Source organism: Methylosinus sp. KRF6 (assembly GCF_018887255.1).
Lineage (GTDB): Bacteria > Pseudomonadota > Alphaproteobacteria > Rhizobiales > Beijerinckiaceae > Methylosinus > Methylosinus sporium.
This window is the reverse complement of record NZ_JAHLJF010000015.1, coordinates 1-16119: the sequence shown is the minus strand read 5'-3', so window position 1 is coordinate 16119 and position 16119 is coordinate 1. Positions and strand designations below refer to the sequence as shown.

Here is a 16119-nt window from a genome sequence, read left to right as displayed (position 1 = left end):
CCTGCAATCGGCCGGACTCTAATCGATGCTGGGGGGATTTTTCAGGGGCACGTCATGGGGCATCAGCATCGACTTGAAAGAGTTGTGGCGGCGCATTCATAGTTGGCGACTATCATATGCGATGACTGGGCCGACAAGGCAGGAAGCTGAACATAGGAGCGGTTCCGGGATGCCGAGCAAGGAACCGAACACTCTAAACAGTCGGATTGCGTCGGCGACGGCAATAGTGGTCGCTCTCACAGCCTTGTTGAGCGCAATCGATGCATTTTCAAATAAAACGGAGGCGGTTACTTGTATGCATGTTTGGTCGAGATTTCCATGGTGCAGGGTAATTAAGTATAGTGGCGTTGAGATTAACACTGTTGAGGAAATAGCAAAGCAGTTAAGAGGAAAATGAAATGAATATAAATGCTATGCAAGCGGCAATGCTTTTGTGTCTGATTAGCGTGCCCGTAAATGCCGAATGCCCTGACCCTTTTCCGCAGACACCATCTGCTGACCAAATCAGAGAGTGTCTTTCTGATGTAGCAAAATTAAGAATAGAAGTTTCGCGACTGCGAGTTGGCTTGAAGTCAATATCTGGTCACTATAACGGGGCCGGGCTTGATAGTCTGACGCCAGAATCCGGCGTTAGGTCATCTATTGCGGGGCCGTTTGTTAGAATTTCGTTCGACAGCTACAATTTCAAATCGCGGCCTGTTGTATTGTTGACAACAAGAGAGGGGTGGCACGTATATATTCACGAAATTACAAATGATCATGTTGATGTTGTTACCCAAACAATTGATGACGGACGGGCAAATGGTTCGGTGCTGACGAATAAAGATTTTTGGTTTCAAATAGTGCCGACAGCCTTCTGAATGAAGGAACTGGTTGCAATCGGTCATTACCCCGTTCACGCCCTTGTGGCCGCTGCGGGGGATCGTGCTGCATATAGCTTCCTCGAATTCTTCGTCGCCAACATCCGTAACGCGCACACGCGGCGTGCCTACGGCCGCGCCGTCAGGGACTTCCTCGGCTGGTGCGAGCAGCGCTGCCTCGCGTCGATCGTCGACATCGAGCCGCTGCATGTCGGCGCCTATGTCGAATTACTCACGCGTTCTCACAGCGCGCCGACCGCGAAGCAGCATCTCGCCGCTATCCGTATGCTCTTCGATTGGTTCGTTACCAGCCAGATCGTGCCGATCAATCCGGCGGCGAGCGTGCGCGGGCCGAAGCATATCGTCAAAGTCGGCAAGACGCCGGTGCTCGATCCACAGGAAGCGCGTATGCTTCTCGATAGCATCGACGTGACGACGCCCGCCGGTTTGCGCGACCGCGCGCTCATCGGGTTGATGGTTTATTCCTTCGCGCGCGTCGGCGCTGCGCTCGCCATGAATATTGAGGACGTCTATGTGCAGAACCGCCGCCTATGGGTGCGGCTGCACGAGAAGGGCGGCAAGCGCCACGAAATGCCGTGCCATCACAATCTCGAGAGCTATCTGCACGCCTATATCGACGGCTGCGGGCTCGTCGGCGATTCGAAGGGCTTCCTGTTCCGCACGATCGGCCGCGGCACGGGCGAACTGACCTCGACCCCCCTGCCCCAGGCGAACGCCTATGCGATGATCCGGCGCCGCGCGCTCGCGGCCGGCATCGGCACCAAGATCGGCAATCACAGTTTCCGCGCCACGGGCATCACCGCCTATCTCAAGAACGGCGGCACGCTCGAAAAGGCGGCCAGCATGGCGAACCACGCCTCGACGCGCACGACGCAGCTCTACGACCGCCGCCGCGACGAAATGAGCCTGGACGAGGTGGAGAGGATTACGATTTGATTCAACGCGGCATCTTCTCTCTCGGAACTCATGAAATCCGAAAGCGGCTTATCTGCGCTTCTTCTCACTCGGCCATTTCTGTGCGCCATGCAGCAGCCGCAGAATCTCGACGCGCTGGGGCGACCGACGTAGCCGATAGACAAGCACGAAGGGCGTTCGAGCGATAACCAACTCTCGCGTGCCGGCGACGCGCCCGCGGCGGCCAATCTTGGAATATTCGCTCAAGAGCGCCTCAGCGCCCTCCCGGATGGCGCGCGCCATGGTCAGCGCGCCTTGCGGACTTTCCCGCTCGATATAATCGAGAATACGATCGAGATCCGCGATGGCCTGGTCCTGCCAGAGAACCGGAACGTTCAAGCGCCGGTTCTCTTGTTGAGGCGCGCGATCCGCGCATCGAGTTTCATCATGACGGTTTCGTGGGGAATCCATTCCGCTTCGCCGCTGTCGGCGCGCGCCAGAGATTTTTCGACCTCGGCGCGGAACCATGCGTCGTGCTCAGCGGCTTCGTGCTTATGCTTCATCCGCGCGGCTTGATCAGGACGCCGCCGGGCGCCGGCGTCGGGCGCATGAGCCTGCGCATCGACCTCGAAGCGGGCGACGCCCAGCTCGTCACGCACAAAGGCGGCCGCCGTGGCGAGATTGCGCCAGAGGCGGGGGGTACGGGCGCGCTGCGCGGCGACGGCGCGTTCCAGGGCGCCGTAGCGCACGAGGACGGCCCATCCGCCAGGCTGGCCGAGGACGACGGCTCCGCGAATGGCGTGCGCCTCGACGAGGCTCTGGACGGCCTTGCCGTCGATGACTTCCGGCTGCGCCGTCCTGATCGTCATTTGGCCGCCATACCTTCTAAATGTGAGATGTGGAAGTATTTAGTATGATCGCATGGAAGTCCAGGCCAAACCGAGCTTGGTCGTTCAGCGCCTTAAGCTCCCAGGGGAAAAGTTTGCTCCGCTATCAATGCTGGTTGCCAAGTTGCTGGCAATAAGGCAACCAGGAATTATGCCTTGAAGGCAAATCATATTGCTGCTACACCAGCAAATATGAAGATTCTCGCCATTTTGAGCCAAAAGGGCGGCGCTGGGAAAACGACCCTTGCCCTTCACCTCGCCACCGCAGCTGAAGCGGCGGGCAAGCCTTGTGCAGTGATCGACCTTGACCCCCAGGCGAGCGCGGCGGGGTGGAAGGACACCCGCCCTGCTGAAACGCCCGTGGTTGTCCCCTTGCCTCACAGTCGGCTTACAGCGGGGGTGCAGGCGGCACGGGAAGGCGGGGCCTCCCTTTGTATCATTGACACTGCACCGCACGCGGAGGGCGCGGCCATGGCCGCCGCCCGTGCCGCTGACCTTGTGCTTATTCCCTGCCGTGCCGGAATTCTCGACCTTAGGGCCATTGGTGCAACAGCCGACTTTGTGAAAATCGCGGGCAAGCGGGCCTTCGTTGTTCTCAATGCCCTGCCACCTCGCGCTTCGCACATCCTGAACGACGCGCGGGAGGCAGTAGCCGTTCATGGCATCGACGTGGCGCCAGTGACTTTGCAACAACGCGCCGCATACGGCCATGCCCTGACGGCAGGGCAGACCGCTCCAGAATACGAGCCGGGTGGGAAGGCGGCCGAAGAAATTGCCGCTTTGCGGGATTGGCTTTTTGCTGAATTGCAGCTTTAGCAGCAATACATATTGCCAGCAATTAGGCATGCTGCTATGTGCCAGTAAAGCAAGAGCAGGAATTTTGCCTGATGAGCATGAAGCGCCCTAGCCTAGCCGACACCATGAAAGCCGTCGCAGCACAGAAGGCCGTACAGTCCTCTACGCCACAACCAGAGCGTAAGGCCGAGGAAGAAGGGGGTAAGCGGTATTTCGCGGCGACGCGCGAGGGCATGAAGCGGATCACCGTCGCCGTCGCGCCCGACGAACACAAGAAGCTGAAGCGCCTTGCCGTGGACGCTGGTCGCTCGATCGAGGATTTGATGCGCGAAGCGCTTGCCGATTTATTCGCGAAGCAGGGGTAGGGCTCCCAGTTTGCTGTAATGCCTGATTGCTGGCAATACAGCATTGGACATTCCTTACGCCGCCACCACCCGCCAGGCTGTCAGCTTGGCAGGCTTTTTTTTTCACGCAACAAGGATTGTTTTTTTAGGGGTTGCCAGAATCGAGCGACTCACGCAGTTTGACTAGTCAGCGAGGTGATTTGTGTTGGCTCAGGCGCGGAAATCGACAGCTCCGTTCAAGGCCGCTTCTCGTCGTAAGAAGCAAGCTGAAGGATTCTACGAGACGACCGTTTTCGTTCATGAAAGCGCTCGGGATGCGATCGACAGATTAATTGCCAAAGGCCAGTTCAAGACTCGTCGCGAAGCGATGGAGCACGCGATCCATAGCCTGTTCCGTCCAGAGGAAAGCGCAACAAAGCCGCGCTGACCCCTGAAAAGCAAAACGGCCCCAGCTTTGGCGAGCTGAAGGCCGTTGATGACGACTGTGGGAGCCGCCGAGATAGCCCGGCAAATCTCCCACAGCCCGAGTTTCGTGTCAACGCAAAGCCGTGAGGTTTTGTGAATGGCGGAGCTATGTTTTCAACCGGCGAGCCTTGCTCGCCCGGCAATGGAGACGTGCGCCCAGCCGCCAGACATGAGCTTTGCTGATCGGGAGGTTTTCGCGGCCCTGGAGAAGGGCCTATGACTTCGTTGGAATTTTTGACCGCGATCAGCGGCACGAAATCTCTTTCCACCCTCGACGGGTACGCTCGCGCCATCTGGGCCGATTGGGGGGAAGGGCGGCTCACCGACGAGCAGGCGAGCGCGTTGGCGGAGACGCTGGAGGCACGCAAGCGAGAGGTTCGGGGAATCGACACGGTGGCCAACCGGGCGCCACAGGTCGCCGCGCTGGCAAAGGGGGAGGGGCGACCGAGCCACTTTCCACCCAAGCGGAAGGCGGCGCGCTCGCCCGATCGGCGGGCTTCGATCGAGCGGCGCCGAACCCTCGCGGCGTCCGGTCCCATGCCGCCCCGCCTCGCAAGCCGATTCACGACGGGGGAACTCGCCGCCCTGCGCATCGTCGCCGATGCGACGCGCGATCGTGGCGCCTGTTTTCTGACCCTGGGGGAGATCGCCGCGCGGGCCGGGGTGTGCGTCACCACGGCCCGTAACGCCTTGCGGGCAGCCGCGCGCGAAGGGCTCGTGACCATCGAGGAGCGGCGGCGCGACAAGCGGCCGAACCTCGCCAATGTGGTGCGTGTGGTGTCGCGGGAGTGGAAGACGTGGATCGAGCGGAGCGCCAAACGAAACGCGCAAGCGCGCGGCGGTTCGGCCGAGAGGGGAGGGTGCAAAAAAGTAGGGGCCACGGACAAAGGTTCTTTCAGAACCTTACATCGAGACCGCGTTTCACGCGGTCAACATTCCAAAAATGTCCTCCTCGAGACGCTAAACAGCGTCTCGAGGAGGACATAGCTTTACGCGGCTCCGCCGCGAAGAGGCTTTTCGATGAAAGTGAGGCGGCGAGGTTCGGCAAAACGAACAAGGGAGAGGAAGCTCGATCCTCCGAACGGCAACCTTTGCTTGTAGTTATCGCGTCGCATCGTCGAAAGCGTGTCGCAAAAATTGCGCGAAAACCGCGCTCGGGTCGAGATCCATCGCTTTTACGAATTCGGCGAACTCGACCACGTCGAGACGACGTTCGCCGCGCTCGTATTTCGAGACGAAAGATTGTGTCCGGCCGATGCGTTCGGCGAGTCCTTCCTGGGTGAGACCGGCGCGCTCGCGCGCGGCGATCATCAACGCCAGAAATTCCTTGTAGGGCTTGCTGTGGACCGAGCGGCCCATCCCGGGCTGCTCCGGTTGGGAAAGACCGGACTGGAAATAAAGTCGTTTTCAGACTAGTCCAAAATCGACTATTCTGCGGCGCGCCGAACGCCGGCCGATCCGGCCAAGGGAGGCGTCGGCCTCGCCGGACGATTTCAGACCGACCCGATTTTCAGAAAAGATTGCGCAATGCCTTCCGCACGCCCGACCCTATCAGGCTATCTGATCGACCCCGCCGCCGTGACAATCCGAGCCGTCGAACTCAATCCGACGCATTTCCACCGCACTCTCCGCCGGTTGATCGGGTGCGACGACATGGAACGGATCCATCTCGACGACGCCCATGTCGCCTATTGCGACAGCCGAAGGACGACGGAGCCGGTCACGGGGCTCTGGACATTCCCGGCTCGTGGAAGCCGACCACCAATCGCCGGCAGGGCCGTAATCGTCGGAAACAACGGCGCGTCCACGCTAGGGCTTCCCCTGCGATTTTTCGCCGCGACCATCTCCGTCTATCGCCCGGTGATCATTCCCAACGCCGTCGCTCTCGCGCGGCTGGCCGAGTTCGACGCGGCGGATCAGTGCGGCGCCTTTCGGCGACAGGTTCGAATTGACGGCTTCCAACTGGAAGTCGAGCGCCATCGCCTGCTGACGGTCGATGACGATGTCTGAAAATTGGATGGACCTTTCTGAAGCATTTTGGAGAAGACGCCGTGGAAAGATACATAATTCTGGTCGATGTGGATCGTCCGGGCGAAACTTTCGAAGTCGAACTTCTCGCCGTCGACGAGAGAGTTATGAAAGTGGCGGTCCCGAACACCGTCGTTCAATTCAGCTTGTTTCGTCGTGAACGCGCCTACGAAGGCGCACTCGGCGGGCGAATATTTCGGTTCACGCCAGCCGCCGCCGGCAGGCAAGAGCGCATTCGTGAAAACATCCAAAAATAGCGCACGAACAAGGTCGGGGCGGCGAAGGCTACCTTACCGACAGAGAAGCGCTCGTTCAAATCGAGCGGCGCCCTCGAGACGGGCCTTCGCTCTCTGGGGGCGGAAGGGGAGCTGTTGTTCCAACCGCTTCGATATCGTCGAGCCAGGCGCGAAGATTCTGCTTAATCCGGCATTCGATTTCGGCCAGGCGGAGCCCTTTGTCCGCAAGCTCGAGAACGAGATCGGCGATTTCACCGTCCTTTGGACCGTACAGCGGCCAGTCCAGCAGGCCATCGTAAAAATCGGGGTGGCTCATGGGAGCATCCTCTGGCGTCGATGCGATATTCTTCGCGGCGGGCGGCGGAATCGGAGACCACTACAGCACGGCTCACTCGCCGGTCCGGCGTTCCAATCGGCGCGCCATGGAGCAGTCCAACTTGTCGAGGATGAATTTAGCGCGTTCGAGGTCGACGAGGTTTTCGGCCGCCATGAAATCTTTGAAGACCCGGTCGCAAATCGGTCGTTCCTCGAACGCGTTATCGGCCGCAACATAGATGATGGACGAGAGCGCTATGGCGAGCATGGCGCCCATGAACAAGAACCCATTGGAACCAGAATAGCGCCTGCTGGTGGGAGCGATATTGGTCTGCATGATCGTCCTCTCGCAAGTAGGAATTATGGCTCATTTCGATCGCGAGTCGGCCGACAGCGGCTGCTCTCAGCGTGGTCCTTATCGTCCGAATTAGCTAAACCGACGCGTCGGCTGGTTCGGTCTCTCGCGACGGCGGCACCGCAACCTTCTCCTCCGTCTGCCCGAGCATCTCTCCGAACAGCGCCTTGTCGGAATCGCGCGTGAGGAACACCGGCAGCTCGCGGCGCAGCCAGTCGCCGAGGCGCTTCGAGAACTCTTGATCGCCGCTGTTCTCGAGCCGATGCAGAACGAGAGCGCCGAGCAGAACCTTGCGACGCGTGTCGTCGGCGCGTTCCTGCTTTCCTTGGCGGGCTTGCAGGGCCTTCTTGCGGGCGTCAAGTTGAGCGATGCGTTCGGCAATTGTCTTACGCGCCATGGAAAATTCCTTCGAGGTAATCAATTCAGGATACTAGAATCATAGCTGAGCGAAAAGCCACGGCAAAGCGCTTTCGCGACCGTGACGCTAGCGCGATCATCTTCGACGGTTTTGGTGTCACACGCTGACCTAGCCATGCTGGCAGAAATCCGGCTACAGGGCGGACACCTTGAACGATCCGAGCGTAGCGAAGGATTGTTCAAGGGCGCACTTACGAGTTGCTTCGCAACTCTGGCGCGGATATGCTTTCCTGATCGCGGTCTATGATTTCGAGCTTATCCCATTGGCGATCTATCACCTTTCGATGAAGCCGATTGGCCGTGCATCCGGCAGAAGCGCCGTAGCAGCGTCCGCCTATCGTTCCGGTGAATGCCTAACCAACGAACGCGACGGCCTCACCCATGACTTCACTCGGCGCGACGGCGTCGAGCACAGCGAGATCGTCATTCCGCTCGGCTCCGGGGCTGAATGGGCGCTCGATCGTTCGGCCTTATGGAACGCCGCCGAGGCTGCCGAGAAGCGCGTCGACGCTCGTGTGGCGCGGGAATTCGAGATCGCGCTGCCGCATGAATTGACCGCCGCCCAGCGTGAAGAGCTTTGCCGGGAATTCGCGCGAGGCTTGGCCGATCGTTATGGGGCGGCCGTAGATTTCGCGATCCATTCGCCGCAGCGGGTGAGCGACATCCGCAACCATCATGCGCATTTGATGATGACGACGCGGGCGGTGACGGCCGACGGGCTCGGCGACAAGACGGCGATCGAGCGGGAGAACAAATGGCTGATCGCGCGCGACATGCCCAGCTCGCAGGCTCAGCTTCGAGACATCCGCCAGAGCTGGGAGCAGATGGCCAATGAGCATCTGGCGCGCGCCGGCTTGGAAATTCACATCGATCATCGCTCGCATATGGAGCGGGGGCTGGAGATCGCACCGAGCGAGCATATGGGCGTTCATGCGACGCAGATGGAGCGGAGTCGCCAGAGGGTGGCGCGCGCGCGGGTCGACAGCGAGACGACGCGCCGCAACGCCGAATTGATCCGCGAGAAGCCGGAGCAGGTTCTCTCCATCATCACCGGCGAAAAGAGCGTGTTCGATCGCCGGGATGTCGCGCGGGCGCTGCATCGCGCGATCGACGGCGCGGAGGCTTTTCAAGCAGCCTTCGGCAGTGTGATGGCAAGTCCGGCGCTGGTCGAGCTGCAAGGCGAGCGGCGGGGGCCGGACGGGCGGATCATCGAGGCGGCGCGCTATTCGACGCGCGAGATGGTGGAGATCGAGCGCGGCATGGTTCTGTCGGCCGCGCGCATGGGCGAGGTTCGGGAGCATGGCGTCGCGGAGCGCCATGTCGAGGCGTCGCTGGCCGTGCGACCGTTCCTGTCCGAGGAGCAGCGGGAGGCGGTTCGTTGTCTCGCCGGCGGGGAGGAGATTTCTGTCGTGGTCGGCCTCGCCGGGGCGGGCAAATCAACGATGCTGTCCGCCGCGCGCGATGCATGGGAGCGCGCGGGCTATCGCGTCCATGGGGCGGCGTTGTCGCGCAAGGCGGCCGATGGCCTCGAGCAATCGTCGGGGATCGTGTCGCGAACTCTCGCGTCGTGGGAAGCCGGATGGAGCGCCGGGCGGGGAGAACTCGGCAAGGGCGACGTCTTCGTCATCGACGAGGCGGGCATGGTCTCGTCGCGGCAATTGGCGTCGTTCATCGGCGCGGCCGAGAAGGCGGGCGCCAAGATCGTGCTGGTGGGCGATCCGGAGCAATTGCAGCCGATCCAGGCCGGGGCGGCGTTCCGGGCCGTCGCCGAGCGCGTCGGCTTCGCGGAGCTCGCGCAGGTGCGCCGGCAGGCGGAGGGGTGGCAGCGGCAGGCGTCGCAGGAATTCGCGCGGCATCGCACGGAAGACGGGCTCGCCGCCTACGCCGAGCGCGGCGCCGTGCGGTTCTCAGAGACGCGGGACGAGGCGATCGACGCGATCGTGCGGGACGTCGGGCGCGACATGCGGGAGCGTCCGGAGGGAAGCCGCCTGGTGCTGGCGCATCGGCGCGCCGACGTTCGCGAGCTGAACGCCGCGATCCGCGAGGCGAGCCAGGCGGCGGGCGAGCTGGCTCGGGGCGACGACGCCGGCGAGCGGCGTTTCATGACCAATGACGGCGAGCGGGCGTTCGTGGCCGGAGACCGCATCATCTTTCTGGAGAACAATCGCGACCTCGGCGTGAAGAACGGGATGCTCGGCGTCGTGTCGGAGGTTTCGGAGGGGCGGCTGTCGGCGCGGCTCGACGATGTGGATGGACCGGGCCGGGGTCGGGAGGTCGGCGTCTCGCTGGCCGAGTATGCGGCGATCGATCACGGCTATGCGACGACGATCCACAAATCCCAAGGGGCGACGGTCGACCGCGCCTATGTGCTGGCGTCGGAGGGGATGGATAGGCACCTTTCCTATGTGGCGATGACGCGGCATCGCGAGGAGGCGCGGCTCTACGCCGGGCGCGACCAGTTCGCGGATCTGCGCGCATTGTCGGGGCGGCTGTCGCGGTCCGGGGCGAAGGAGACGACGCTCGACTATGCCGAGCGGCGCGGGATCGCGGCGGAATTCGGCGTGTGCAGCGACATCGAGGTTTCGCGCGAGGTCCAGGGGCGGGCGCCGGCGGCCGACGAGGATCGCGCGGCGGCGGCGAGAGCGGGCGGCCGGGACGAGGCGCGCCACGACCGCCAGGCGCAGGGGCAAGACGGGGAGAAGGCGTCCGAGGGGTCGCAGCGCGCGCGTCCGGAGGAGGACGCCGCCGCGGCGCAGCGTCGGCAGGCGCTCATTCAGGAGGCGAAGCTCGCCTTCTACAAATCGCAGGGAGCCGCGAAGGCCCGCGAGGCCTTCCAGCAAGCGGAGGCGAGGCGAGCGGAGGAGGCCGAGCGTCAGCGCGTCGAAGCGGAGCGACAGCAGGAACAGCAACGGCAGGAAGAGGTCGACCGCGAACAGGCGTCGCGGCAGCGGTTTCGCGGTCCTGGACCGGGATGATGATTTTCGAGGGTGGCTTTTGCTCGAGGAGATTTGAAAAATGGCGACGGATTCCGGCGACGGCAGGATCATGGAGGAGATCGGCGGGCTGCTCGTGCACGCCGAACAAGCGCAGGCCGCTCTCGACAAGGGGCTGGCTCAGCAAGCGCAGCACGCCGAGGCCATCGCGCGGCTGATCCTCCATGCGGAGCTGGTTCTGAAGCAGCTCCGCGCTGAGGCGGAGCAGATCGGAGCGCGGGCCGAACAGGCCGGAGCCGAGGCCGTGCGCGACCAGGTGCGGGAGAGCCTTTCCCAGGCGGGCGCCAAAGTCGGCAAGGCGGCGGGGATCGCGTTCGCGCCGCTGGTGACCGGCTTCACGCAGCAGATCGAGGATGCGCGCCGCGCTGCAATCATTCTCGACAAGCAGGCGGCGAAATTTTCCGATCGCGCGTTCGCCGTCATCTTGGCAGGCGTGGTCAGCGCCCTGGCGCTGATCGGGCTCAGCCTGTGGGCGGCGCTCTCTTGGCAACGGGCGGAGCTGGCGAATCTGGCGCTGGAAAAGGCCGATCGGCAGGGCGAGATCGACGGCATGAAGATGACTGCGCAAAAAATGCGGGATCAGGGATTGAAGATCGAATTCGGGAACTGTGGGGAGAACAAAGGCCGCGTGCGGGTTTGCGTCGCCGTCGAGCCGGGATTGAAACACTGGGGAACCGAGCAGGCGCCGTTCGCCATTCTGAAAGGCTATTGAGGCGAGATGTGAAGGCCTCACGATTCACCTATTTCTAGATTCAGGGGGCAGACGTACCCACCAAAGACGGGCTCTATATCCTCACTCGCTTGACCAGCTGATGAGCGCCATCCATGCAGTCCACAAATAATTCGGCCAGGTATGTTGTGCTGGACAGCTATCGTTTTTTAGCTGCGAGCGGCGTCGTCCTATTTCATTATAATATTGACTTTCAGTTGGGGTTGGCGACGCGGTTTACCATTGTCGCAAATCTCAGTTGCATGGTCGATTTTTTTTTAATTCTCAGCGGCTTAGTCATGGTGCAGGGTTATCGGAGCCGTCTGGGATCTGCTCGGGAATACGGGGAGTTTCTACGGGCCCGGTGGGCGCGCATCTATCCGTTGCACGTCCTGATTTTGGCTTGCTATCTGTTGCTCATCGCCATTGCGCATCTTCTGCACGTTCAGCCCAATCACCCGGAGATATTGGCGCTTTCTGGCCTGCCGGCGAATCTGCTCCTCGTGCAAGCCTGGGGGTTCCTCGACCATCCGAGTTTTAATGTGCCCTCGTGGTCGATAAGCGCGGAGTGGTTTGTCTACCTGCTGGCGCCCGCCGTCTTCGCTATCGTTCGCCGTGTCAGTCTCTCGTTTAGCATGCTTTGCTCCCTGCTGATGGTGGCCGCCATGATTGTAGTTCACAATGCACTCGGCGCACAGGATTGGATGGACTTGACGTATCAGTTTGGAATGTTGCGCGCCCTCCCCAGCTTCTTTGCCGGCGCCGCGACCGCCGAGGCGATATGCAATGGCCAGTTACGCGGCAAGCCATCCTGGTGGACTGTCCACGCGCTGGCTGCGAGTGCGCTGGTCGTGCTGTCACTCGACGTTCGGCGTGAATTGGTCTTGCCGGTTTTCTGCTCGCTCATCGTTTTCGCTGCTCTTGCTGATGCAGGCAAGGTCCCCTCTGTAATGAAGAACCGAGTTCTCCTCGTTCTCGGGGAGAGTTCTTACGCGCTCTATATGTCGCACGTTCTTGTGAGTGTGCCGCTTCTGGTAGCGGCGCGGCGTCTGCATCTAATCGAGACGCCGTGGACCTTCGCCTTCGCCTTTGCAAGTTTCGGGATTACGATCGTACTGTCCTTGCTTTCCTACCGCTACTTCGAACGGCCTATGCGGAGTTGGATTACGCGAGTCGCCAAAACGCCTTCGGCGAATCCTAGCCGAGACAGCGTATCGACGACCTCGTCTTCGAGTACGATACGCGGAGGAGACTAGAAATATCAATGATTCCCCCTTAAGCTGCGTCGCGGCTATTCCGTCAAGGAGGAAGTCGTAATCGCGCATTTAAGTGCAGTTAAATGGATTCTTGCTGCGCGATTTATAAGTAATTTCATCTACTTGCCTTGGAGATTTGAGCTGTGACTCTCTATACGAAAACGTCCGACACTGCGGTCATCCTTCAGAATGCGGCATCGTCTCCGGGCGCCGGATGGTCCACCGTGGCCAATGTTCAAGCTGCATTTGACCAAGCTCGAAGCGGTGGCCTTCCATTGTTCATTAAACCAGGCGTCTATACAACAACAGAAATTCTCGTGAACTCCAGCACTGGAGGGGGACAAACCCTGGCCGTTTATGCAATTCCGGGCACGGTTGTGTTGCAGCTCACGTCTGGAAACAATCTTTTGAATATTAGTGGCATATTTTGCTGTAAAATTGATGGCATCAACTTCAACGGAAACAACGTTAGTTTCACTAATTTAAGCGATTCCTCGGCGCTTCTCTCTGTCACCAACGCGCCATATATCGAAATAACCAACAATCAGTTCTATAATTCGGTGGCTTGTGGCGTATATGTCTCTGGTTCAGCTTGCACGATACGAGATAACCTCGTCTATCAATGCAGCTACGGTGTTTGGACAGTAGATGCCGTTTCACGTATCAATGGCAACACGGTCCAGAATTGTGCCAATAACGGTATATTGATTTGGACATCGACCGTCACGGGCAACGGCAGCATCGTATCCGAGAATAATATCAATGGCATTCAAAGCGGAAGTGGCACGGGTCAAAATGGGAATGGCATTCTCGTCTTCCGCGCGGTCGCTGTCACAATAACGGCAAACACCATCAGCGGGTGTCAATATTCCGCGATCCGATGCAATGGCGGCGGAGATTTCGTTATTCAAGGCAATAACTGCTATGGTTCCCGGGAGATGGCGATATTCATCGAAGCGCCAACCGCGGGGATCGACCTGAACGGCGCTGTCGTCTCGGGGAACATTATCGATACGGCGGGCAATGGAATCGCGGTCGCCAATTCGGGAACCGGTGGTCAAGGCACCGCAAAGAGCGTCACCATCACGGGCAACCGTGTGACCAACATCATTCATCAGACGATAAATGATCCGGGATATGTTCCGACTGTCAGCATCGCCTACGGCATTTATGCGGAAGGCGCCGCCGTCATTTCGGGCAACCTCGTTGATGGAGCCGCAGGAATTGGGATCAACCCAGGCCATAATGCATCGACCCACGATCTTAATGTCAATGGCAATTTGGTTTTGAATAGTCCGATCGGCATTGGCTACAGTGCTCAAAGCGGAGCCGGGCAGATTGTCATTTCGAGCAACCAAATTCAGGGTGCGACGGGAGGTGCGATCGTGTCTGTCGTGTACAACGACAGCACCGGCACTGTTGCACGCGTGTCGGGTAGCACCGACTACGGAAACCAGTACGACACCCAGATCGGCAATGTCTTCGTGGGAAACAATCGATCTTATTAGATGTGACTAGTGCACTTTGCCGGCTTCGTCCAGATGAAAGGCTCGGCGGATTTGTTGTGCTGCCGGATATAGCGGGCGATCTCGGCTTCGAGCTCGGGCACGGATTTGAACACGCCGCGACGGATTTTACGGCGCGTGATCGTCGAGAAAAACCCCTCGACGGCGTTCAACCACGAGGCTGAGGTCGGCGTGAAGTGGAAGGTCCAGCGTGGGTGATCGGCGAGCCACTTCATGACCGCGGGATGCTTGTGGGTCGCGTAGTTGTCGAGGATGGCGTGGATGACCTTGCCCGCCGGCATGGCACGCTCGACCGCGGAGAGAAAGCGGATGAACTCCTGATGCCGATGCTGCTTCATGCAACGACCGATGACGGTTCCGTGCAGGATATCGAGCGCGGCGAACAGGGTGGTCGTGCCGTTTCTCTTGTAATCGTGGGTCATGGTCCCGCATTTTCCGGGTTTGAGTGGCAGCCCGGGCTGTGTGCGGTCGAGCGCCTGGATCTGGCTCTTCTCGTCGATGGAGACCACGACGGCGTGAGCCGGCGGGTCCATGTAGAGGCCGACGACATTCTCGACCTTCTCGGCAAATTGTGGATCGGTCGACCGCTTGAATGTTCGGATGCGATGCGGCTGGAGGCGATGCTTTTCCCAGAGGCGCTGCACCGCCCGCAGCGAAACCCCCATGATGCTGACAGTCTGGGTCATGAGCACGGACTCGCACATTGTGGTGCGTCTTTGAATCCTTTGTCGGTGTCGTGCACTAGCTGAGCCCGTTCCCGCCTTTTTCACCATCGGCCGGGGCGTCACCTCTGATTTTATCGAAGCGAGGATTTTTTTATGCGGTTTCGTGTGCTCGATGGTTGGCGAGGAGTTTGCGCCCTTTGCGTCGCGCTGTTTCATCTGGACATCCTCTCCCCGGTCTATTCCGCCGGCTTTGTCCGCAACTCCTGGCTCTTCGTCGATTTCTTCTTTGTTCTCAGCGGTTTTGTCATCACCCACGGCTATGCTGAACGGCTGGCCACAGGCCGAGTCTTTGCCGACTTCGCATTGCGGCGGTTTTGGCGGGTTTGGCCTCTGCATATCGTGGTCTTGATCGCTTTCCTCGCCGTCGAAGGAGCGAGAAGCCTCATACAGGCGCAGGGCCTCGTGACCTTCGCCGATCCGCCCTTCTCGGGAGCGACGGCGGCGACCCGGCTTCCCTCGAATATTTTGCTGCTGCAGGCGCTGGGGATCAACGATCGCCTGACCTGGAACGGTCCGAGCTGGAGCATCAGCTCGGAATTCTGGACCTATCTGATCTTTGCGGGGACTTTGTCTCTCTCTGGCCTGGCGGCGAGACGCTTTGCCATTTTCTCGGAAATGCGCACCACCGCCTTTGTGCTGGCGGCGCTGCTCGCCGCGAGCTATGCGGCGCTCGTCTCTCTCTCCCGGGACATCGACGTTTCTTTTAACTTGGGTTTGCTTCGGTGCCTTTCCGGCTTCCTCGCGGGATATTTCACTTACCGGGCGTGGTGCGCCACGACGCCGAAATTCGGCTCGTCGGCGGAATTATCCGTTCTCGCGGTCGTCATTGTCTTCGTCGCCACGGCCGGGCATGGAGCGGCCTCCTTTGCGGCTCCGCTGGTGTTCTCCGTGGCAGTCTATGTTTTTGCGTCGGAACAAGGCCTGATTTCCGCCTGGATGAGCCGTCCCCTGTTCGATTGGCTCGGACGCTCGTCATATTCGATCTATCTCTGGCACGCCTTCATCATCGCCAATTTGATCGATCGTCCCGTTCAATTCATCGCAAAGGCGACGCATAGGGATCTGACGACATTCGTCGCGGGATTCGACGGCTCGCCGCTGAAGGTGATCACGCTCGGCGGAGACGTTGCGTCTCTCGCCGTCACCATCGCTTATCTCGCGACAGTGCTGGCCGTCGCCGGACTCAGCAGGCGCTGGATCGAGGCTCCATCCGCAAAATTATCCGGAATGCTTTTCCGAAGGTAAGCGTTCACCCGGCGCCATTCTGGCGGCGCATGGCGTGGAAGTGGTAGC

At 60.3% G+C, this 16119-nt stretch carries 19 protein-coding genes and 1 pseudogene; 13 read left to right on the top strand and 7 right to left on the bottom strand.

Translation table 11 applies throughout. The features are described from left to right. Nucleotides 1–398 precede the first annotated feature (398 nt). Nucleotides 399–860 (top strand): hypothetical protein, encoded by a 462-nt coding sequence (locus tag KP010_RS21785; RefSeq protein ID WP_216281763.1) that lies wholly within the window; start codon nt 399–401, stop codon nt 858–860. Continuing rightward, nucleotides 861–1817, top strand: coding sequence for a tyrosine-type recombinase/integrase (locus KP010_RS21780; protein WP_216281762.1), 957 nt, complete (start codon nt 861–863; stop codon nt 1815–1817). A 48-nt stretch (nt 1818–1865) separates the two neighbouring features. Here KP010_RS21780 and KP010_RS21775 read toward each other — a convergent pair whose 3' ends face one another. Together KP010_RS21775 and KP010_RS21770 are read right to left on the bottom strand one after the other, a co-directional pair. Then, nucleotides 1866–2174: a type II toxin-antitoxin system RelE/ParE family toxin gene (locus KP010_RS21775; RefSeq protein WP_216281761.1), complete on the bottom strand. Its 309-nt coding sequence runs from the start codon at nt 2172–2174 to the stop codon at nt 1866–1868. After that, on the bottom strand, nt 2171–2644 hold the full coding sequence (locus KP010_RS21770) for a hypothetical protein (protein ID WP_216281759.1): 474 nt from the start codon (nt 2642–2644) through the stop codon (nt 2171–2173). The genes KP010_RS21775 and KP010_RS21770 overlap by 4 nt, the downstream gene beginning before the upstream one ends. 174 nt (nt 2645–2818) lie before the next feature. Here KP010_RS21770 and KP010_RS21765 point away from each other — a divergent pair, with 174 nt between their 5' ends. From KP010_RS21765 to KP010_RS21750, 4 genes are all read left to right on the top strand, one after another. Next, on the top strand, nt 2819–3478 hold the full coding sequence (locus KP010_RS21765; protein ID WP_253203977.1) for an AAA family ATPase: 660 nt from the start codon (nt 2819–2821) through the stop codon (nt 3476–3478). Between the two features lie 71 nt (nt 3479–3549). Continuing rightward, on the top strand, nt 3550–3822 hold the full coding sequence (locus KP010_RS21760; protein ID WP_253203976.1) for a ribbon-helix-helix domain-containing protein: 273 nt from the start codon (nt 3550–3552) through the stop codon (nt 3820–3822). 184 nt (nt 3823–4006) lie between these two features. Beyond that, complete coding sequence (locus KP010_RS21755) at nt 4007–4228, top strand: hypothetical protein (protein ID WP_216281758.1); 222 nt, start codon at nt 4007–4009, stop codon at nt 4226–4228. A 254-nt stretch (nt 4229–4482) separates the two neighbouring features. Beyond that, the gene (locus KP010_RS21750) at nt 4483–5253 is read left to right on the top strand and encodes a hypothetical protein (RefSeq protein WP_216281757.1); all 771 of its coding nucleotides are present in this window, start codon (nt 4483–4485) and stop codon (nt 5251–5253) included. Between the two features lie 114 nt (nt 5254–5367). Here KP010_RS21750 and KP010_RS21745 read toward each other — a convergent pair whose 3' ends face one another. Beyond that, on the bottom strand, nt 5368–5625 hold the full coding sequence (locus tag KP010_RS21745; RefSeq protein ID WP_142863167.1) for a helix-turn-helix domain-containing protein: 258 nt from the start codon (nt 5623–5625) through the stop codon (nt 5368–5370). Between the two features lie 294 nt (nt 5626–5919). Here KP010_RS21745 and KP010_RS21740 point away from each other — a divergent pair, with 294 nt between their 5' ends. Then, nucleotides 5920–6276, top strand: a complete 357-nt coding sequence (locus tag KP010_RS21740; protein ID WP_216281756.1) for a hypothetical protein — start codon at nt 5920–5922, stop codon at nt 6274–6276. A gap of 125 nt (nt 6277–6401) precedes the next feature. Further along, complete coding sequence (locus KP010_RS22980; protein WP_253203975.1) at nt 6402–6551, top strand: hypothetical protein; 150 nt, start codon at nt 6402–6404, stop codon at nt 6549–6551. Nucleotides 6552–6606: 55 nt separating this feature from the next. Here KP010_RS22980 and KP010_RS21730 read toward each other — a convergent pair whose 3' ends face one another. From KP010_RS21730 to KP010_RS21720, 3 genes are all read right to left on the bottom strand, one after another. Further along, the gene (locus KP010_RS21730; RefSeq protein ID WP_216281754.1) at nt 6607–6846 is read right to left on the bottom strand and encodes a hypothetical protein; all 240 of its coding nucleotides are present in this window, start codon (nt 6844–6846) and stop codon (nt 6607–6609) included. 72 nt (nt 6847–6918) lie between these two features. Continuing rightward, a complete protein-coding gene (locus KP010_RS21725; protein WP_142863171.1) occupies nt 6919–7182 on the bottom strand; it encodes a hypothetical protein in 264 nt (87 codons plus the stop codon). Between the two features lie 94 nt (nt 7183–7276). After that, complete coding sequence (locus KP010_RS21720) at nt 7277–7597, bottom strand: mobilization protein (protein WP_253203974.1); 321 nt, start codon at nt 7595–7597, stop codon at nt 7277–7279. Nucleotides 7598–7880: 283 nt separating this feature from the next. Between KP010_RS21720 and traA the strand changes: the two genes are divergently transcribed. The 4 genes from traA (at nt 7881) to KP010_RS21700 (ending at nt 14083) form a co-directional block, all read left to right on the top strand. Next, a complete protein-coding gene (gene traA / locus KP010_RS21715; protein WP_216281753.1) occupies nt 7881–10592 on the top strand; it encodes a Ti-type conjugative transfer relaxase TraA in 2712 nt (903 codons plus the stop codon). Nucleotides 10593–10632: 40 nt separating this feature from the next. After that, the gene (locus KP010_RS21710) at nt 10633–11322 is read left to right on the top strand and encodes a hypothetical protein (protein ID WP_166145085.1); all 690 of its coding nucleotides are present in this window, start codon (nt 10633–10635) and stop codon (nt 11320–11322) included. Between the two features lie 113 nt (nt 11323–11435). Then, nucleotides 11436–12575, top strand: coding sequence for an acyltransferase (locus KP010_RS21705; protein ID WP_216281751.1), 1140 nt, complete (start codon nt 11436–11438; stop codon nt 12573–12575). Nucleotides 12576–12718: 143 nt separating this feature from the next. Then, on the top strand, nt 12719–14083 hold the full coding sequence (locus KP010_RS21700; protein ID WP_142863158.1) for a TIGR03808 family TAT-translocated repetitive protein: 1365 nt from the start codon (nt 12719–12721) through the stop codon (nt 14081–14083). Here KP010_RS21700 and KP010_RS21695 read toward each other — a convergent pair. Then, nucleotides 14080–14766, bottom strand: a pseudogene (locus tag KP010_RS21695) (IS630 family transposase); the annotation flags it as partial. The gene KP010_RS21700 and the pseudogene KP010_RS21695 overlap by 4 nt on opposite strands. A 153-nt stretch (nt 14767–14919) precedes the next feature. On the opposite strand from KP010_RS21695, the gene KP010_RS21690 reads away from it, so the two are divergent. Then, complete coding sequence (locus KP010_RS21690) at nt 14920–16071, top strand: acyltransferase (protein ID WP_216281750.1); 1152 nt, start codon at nt 14920–14922, stop codon at nt 16069–16071. Nucleotides 16072–16119 lie beyond the last annotated feature (48 nt).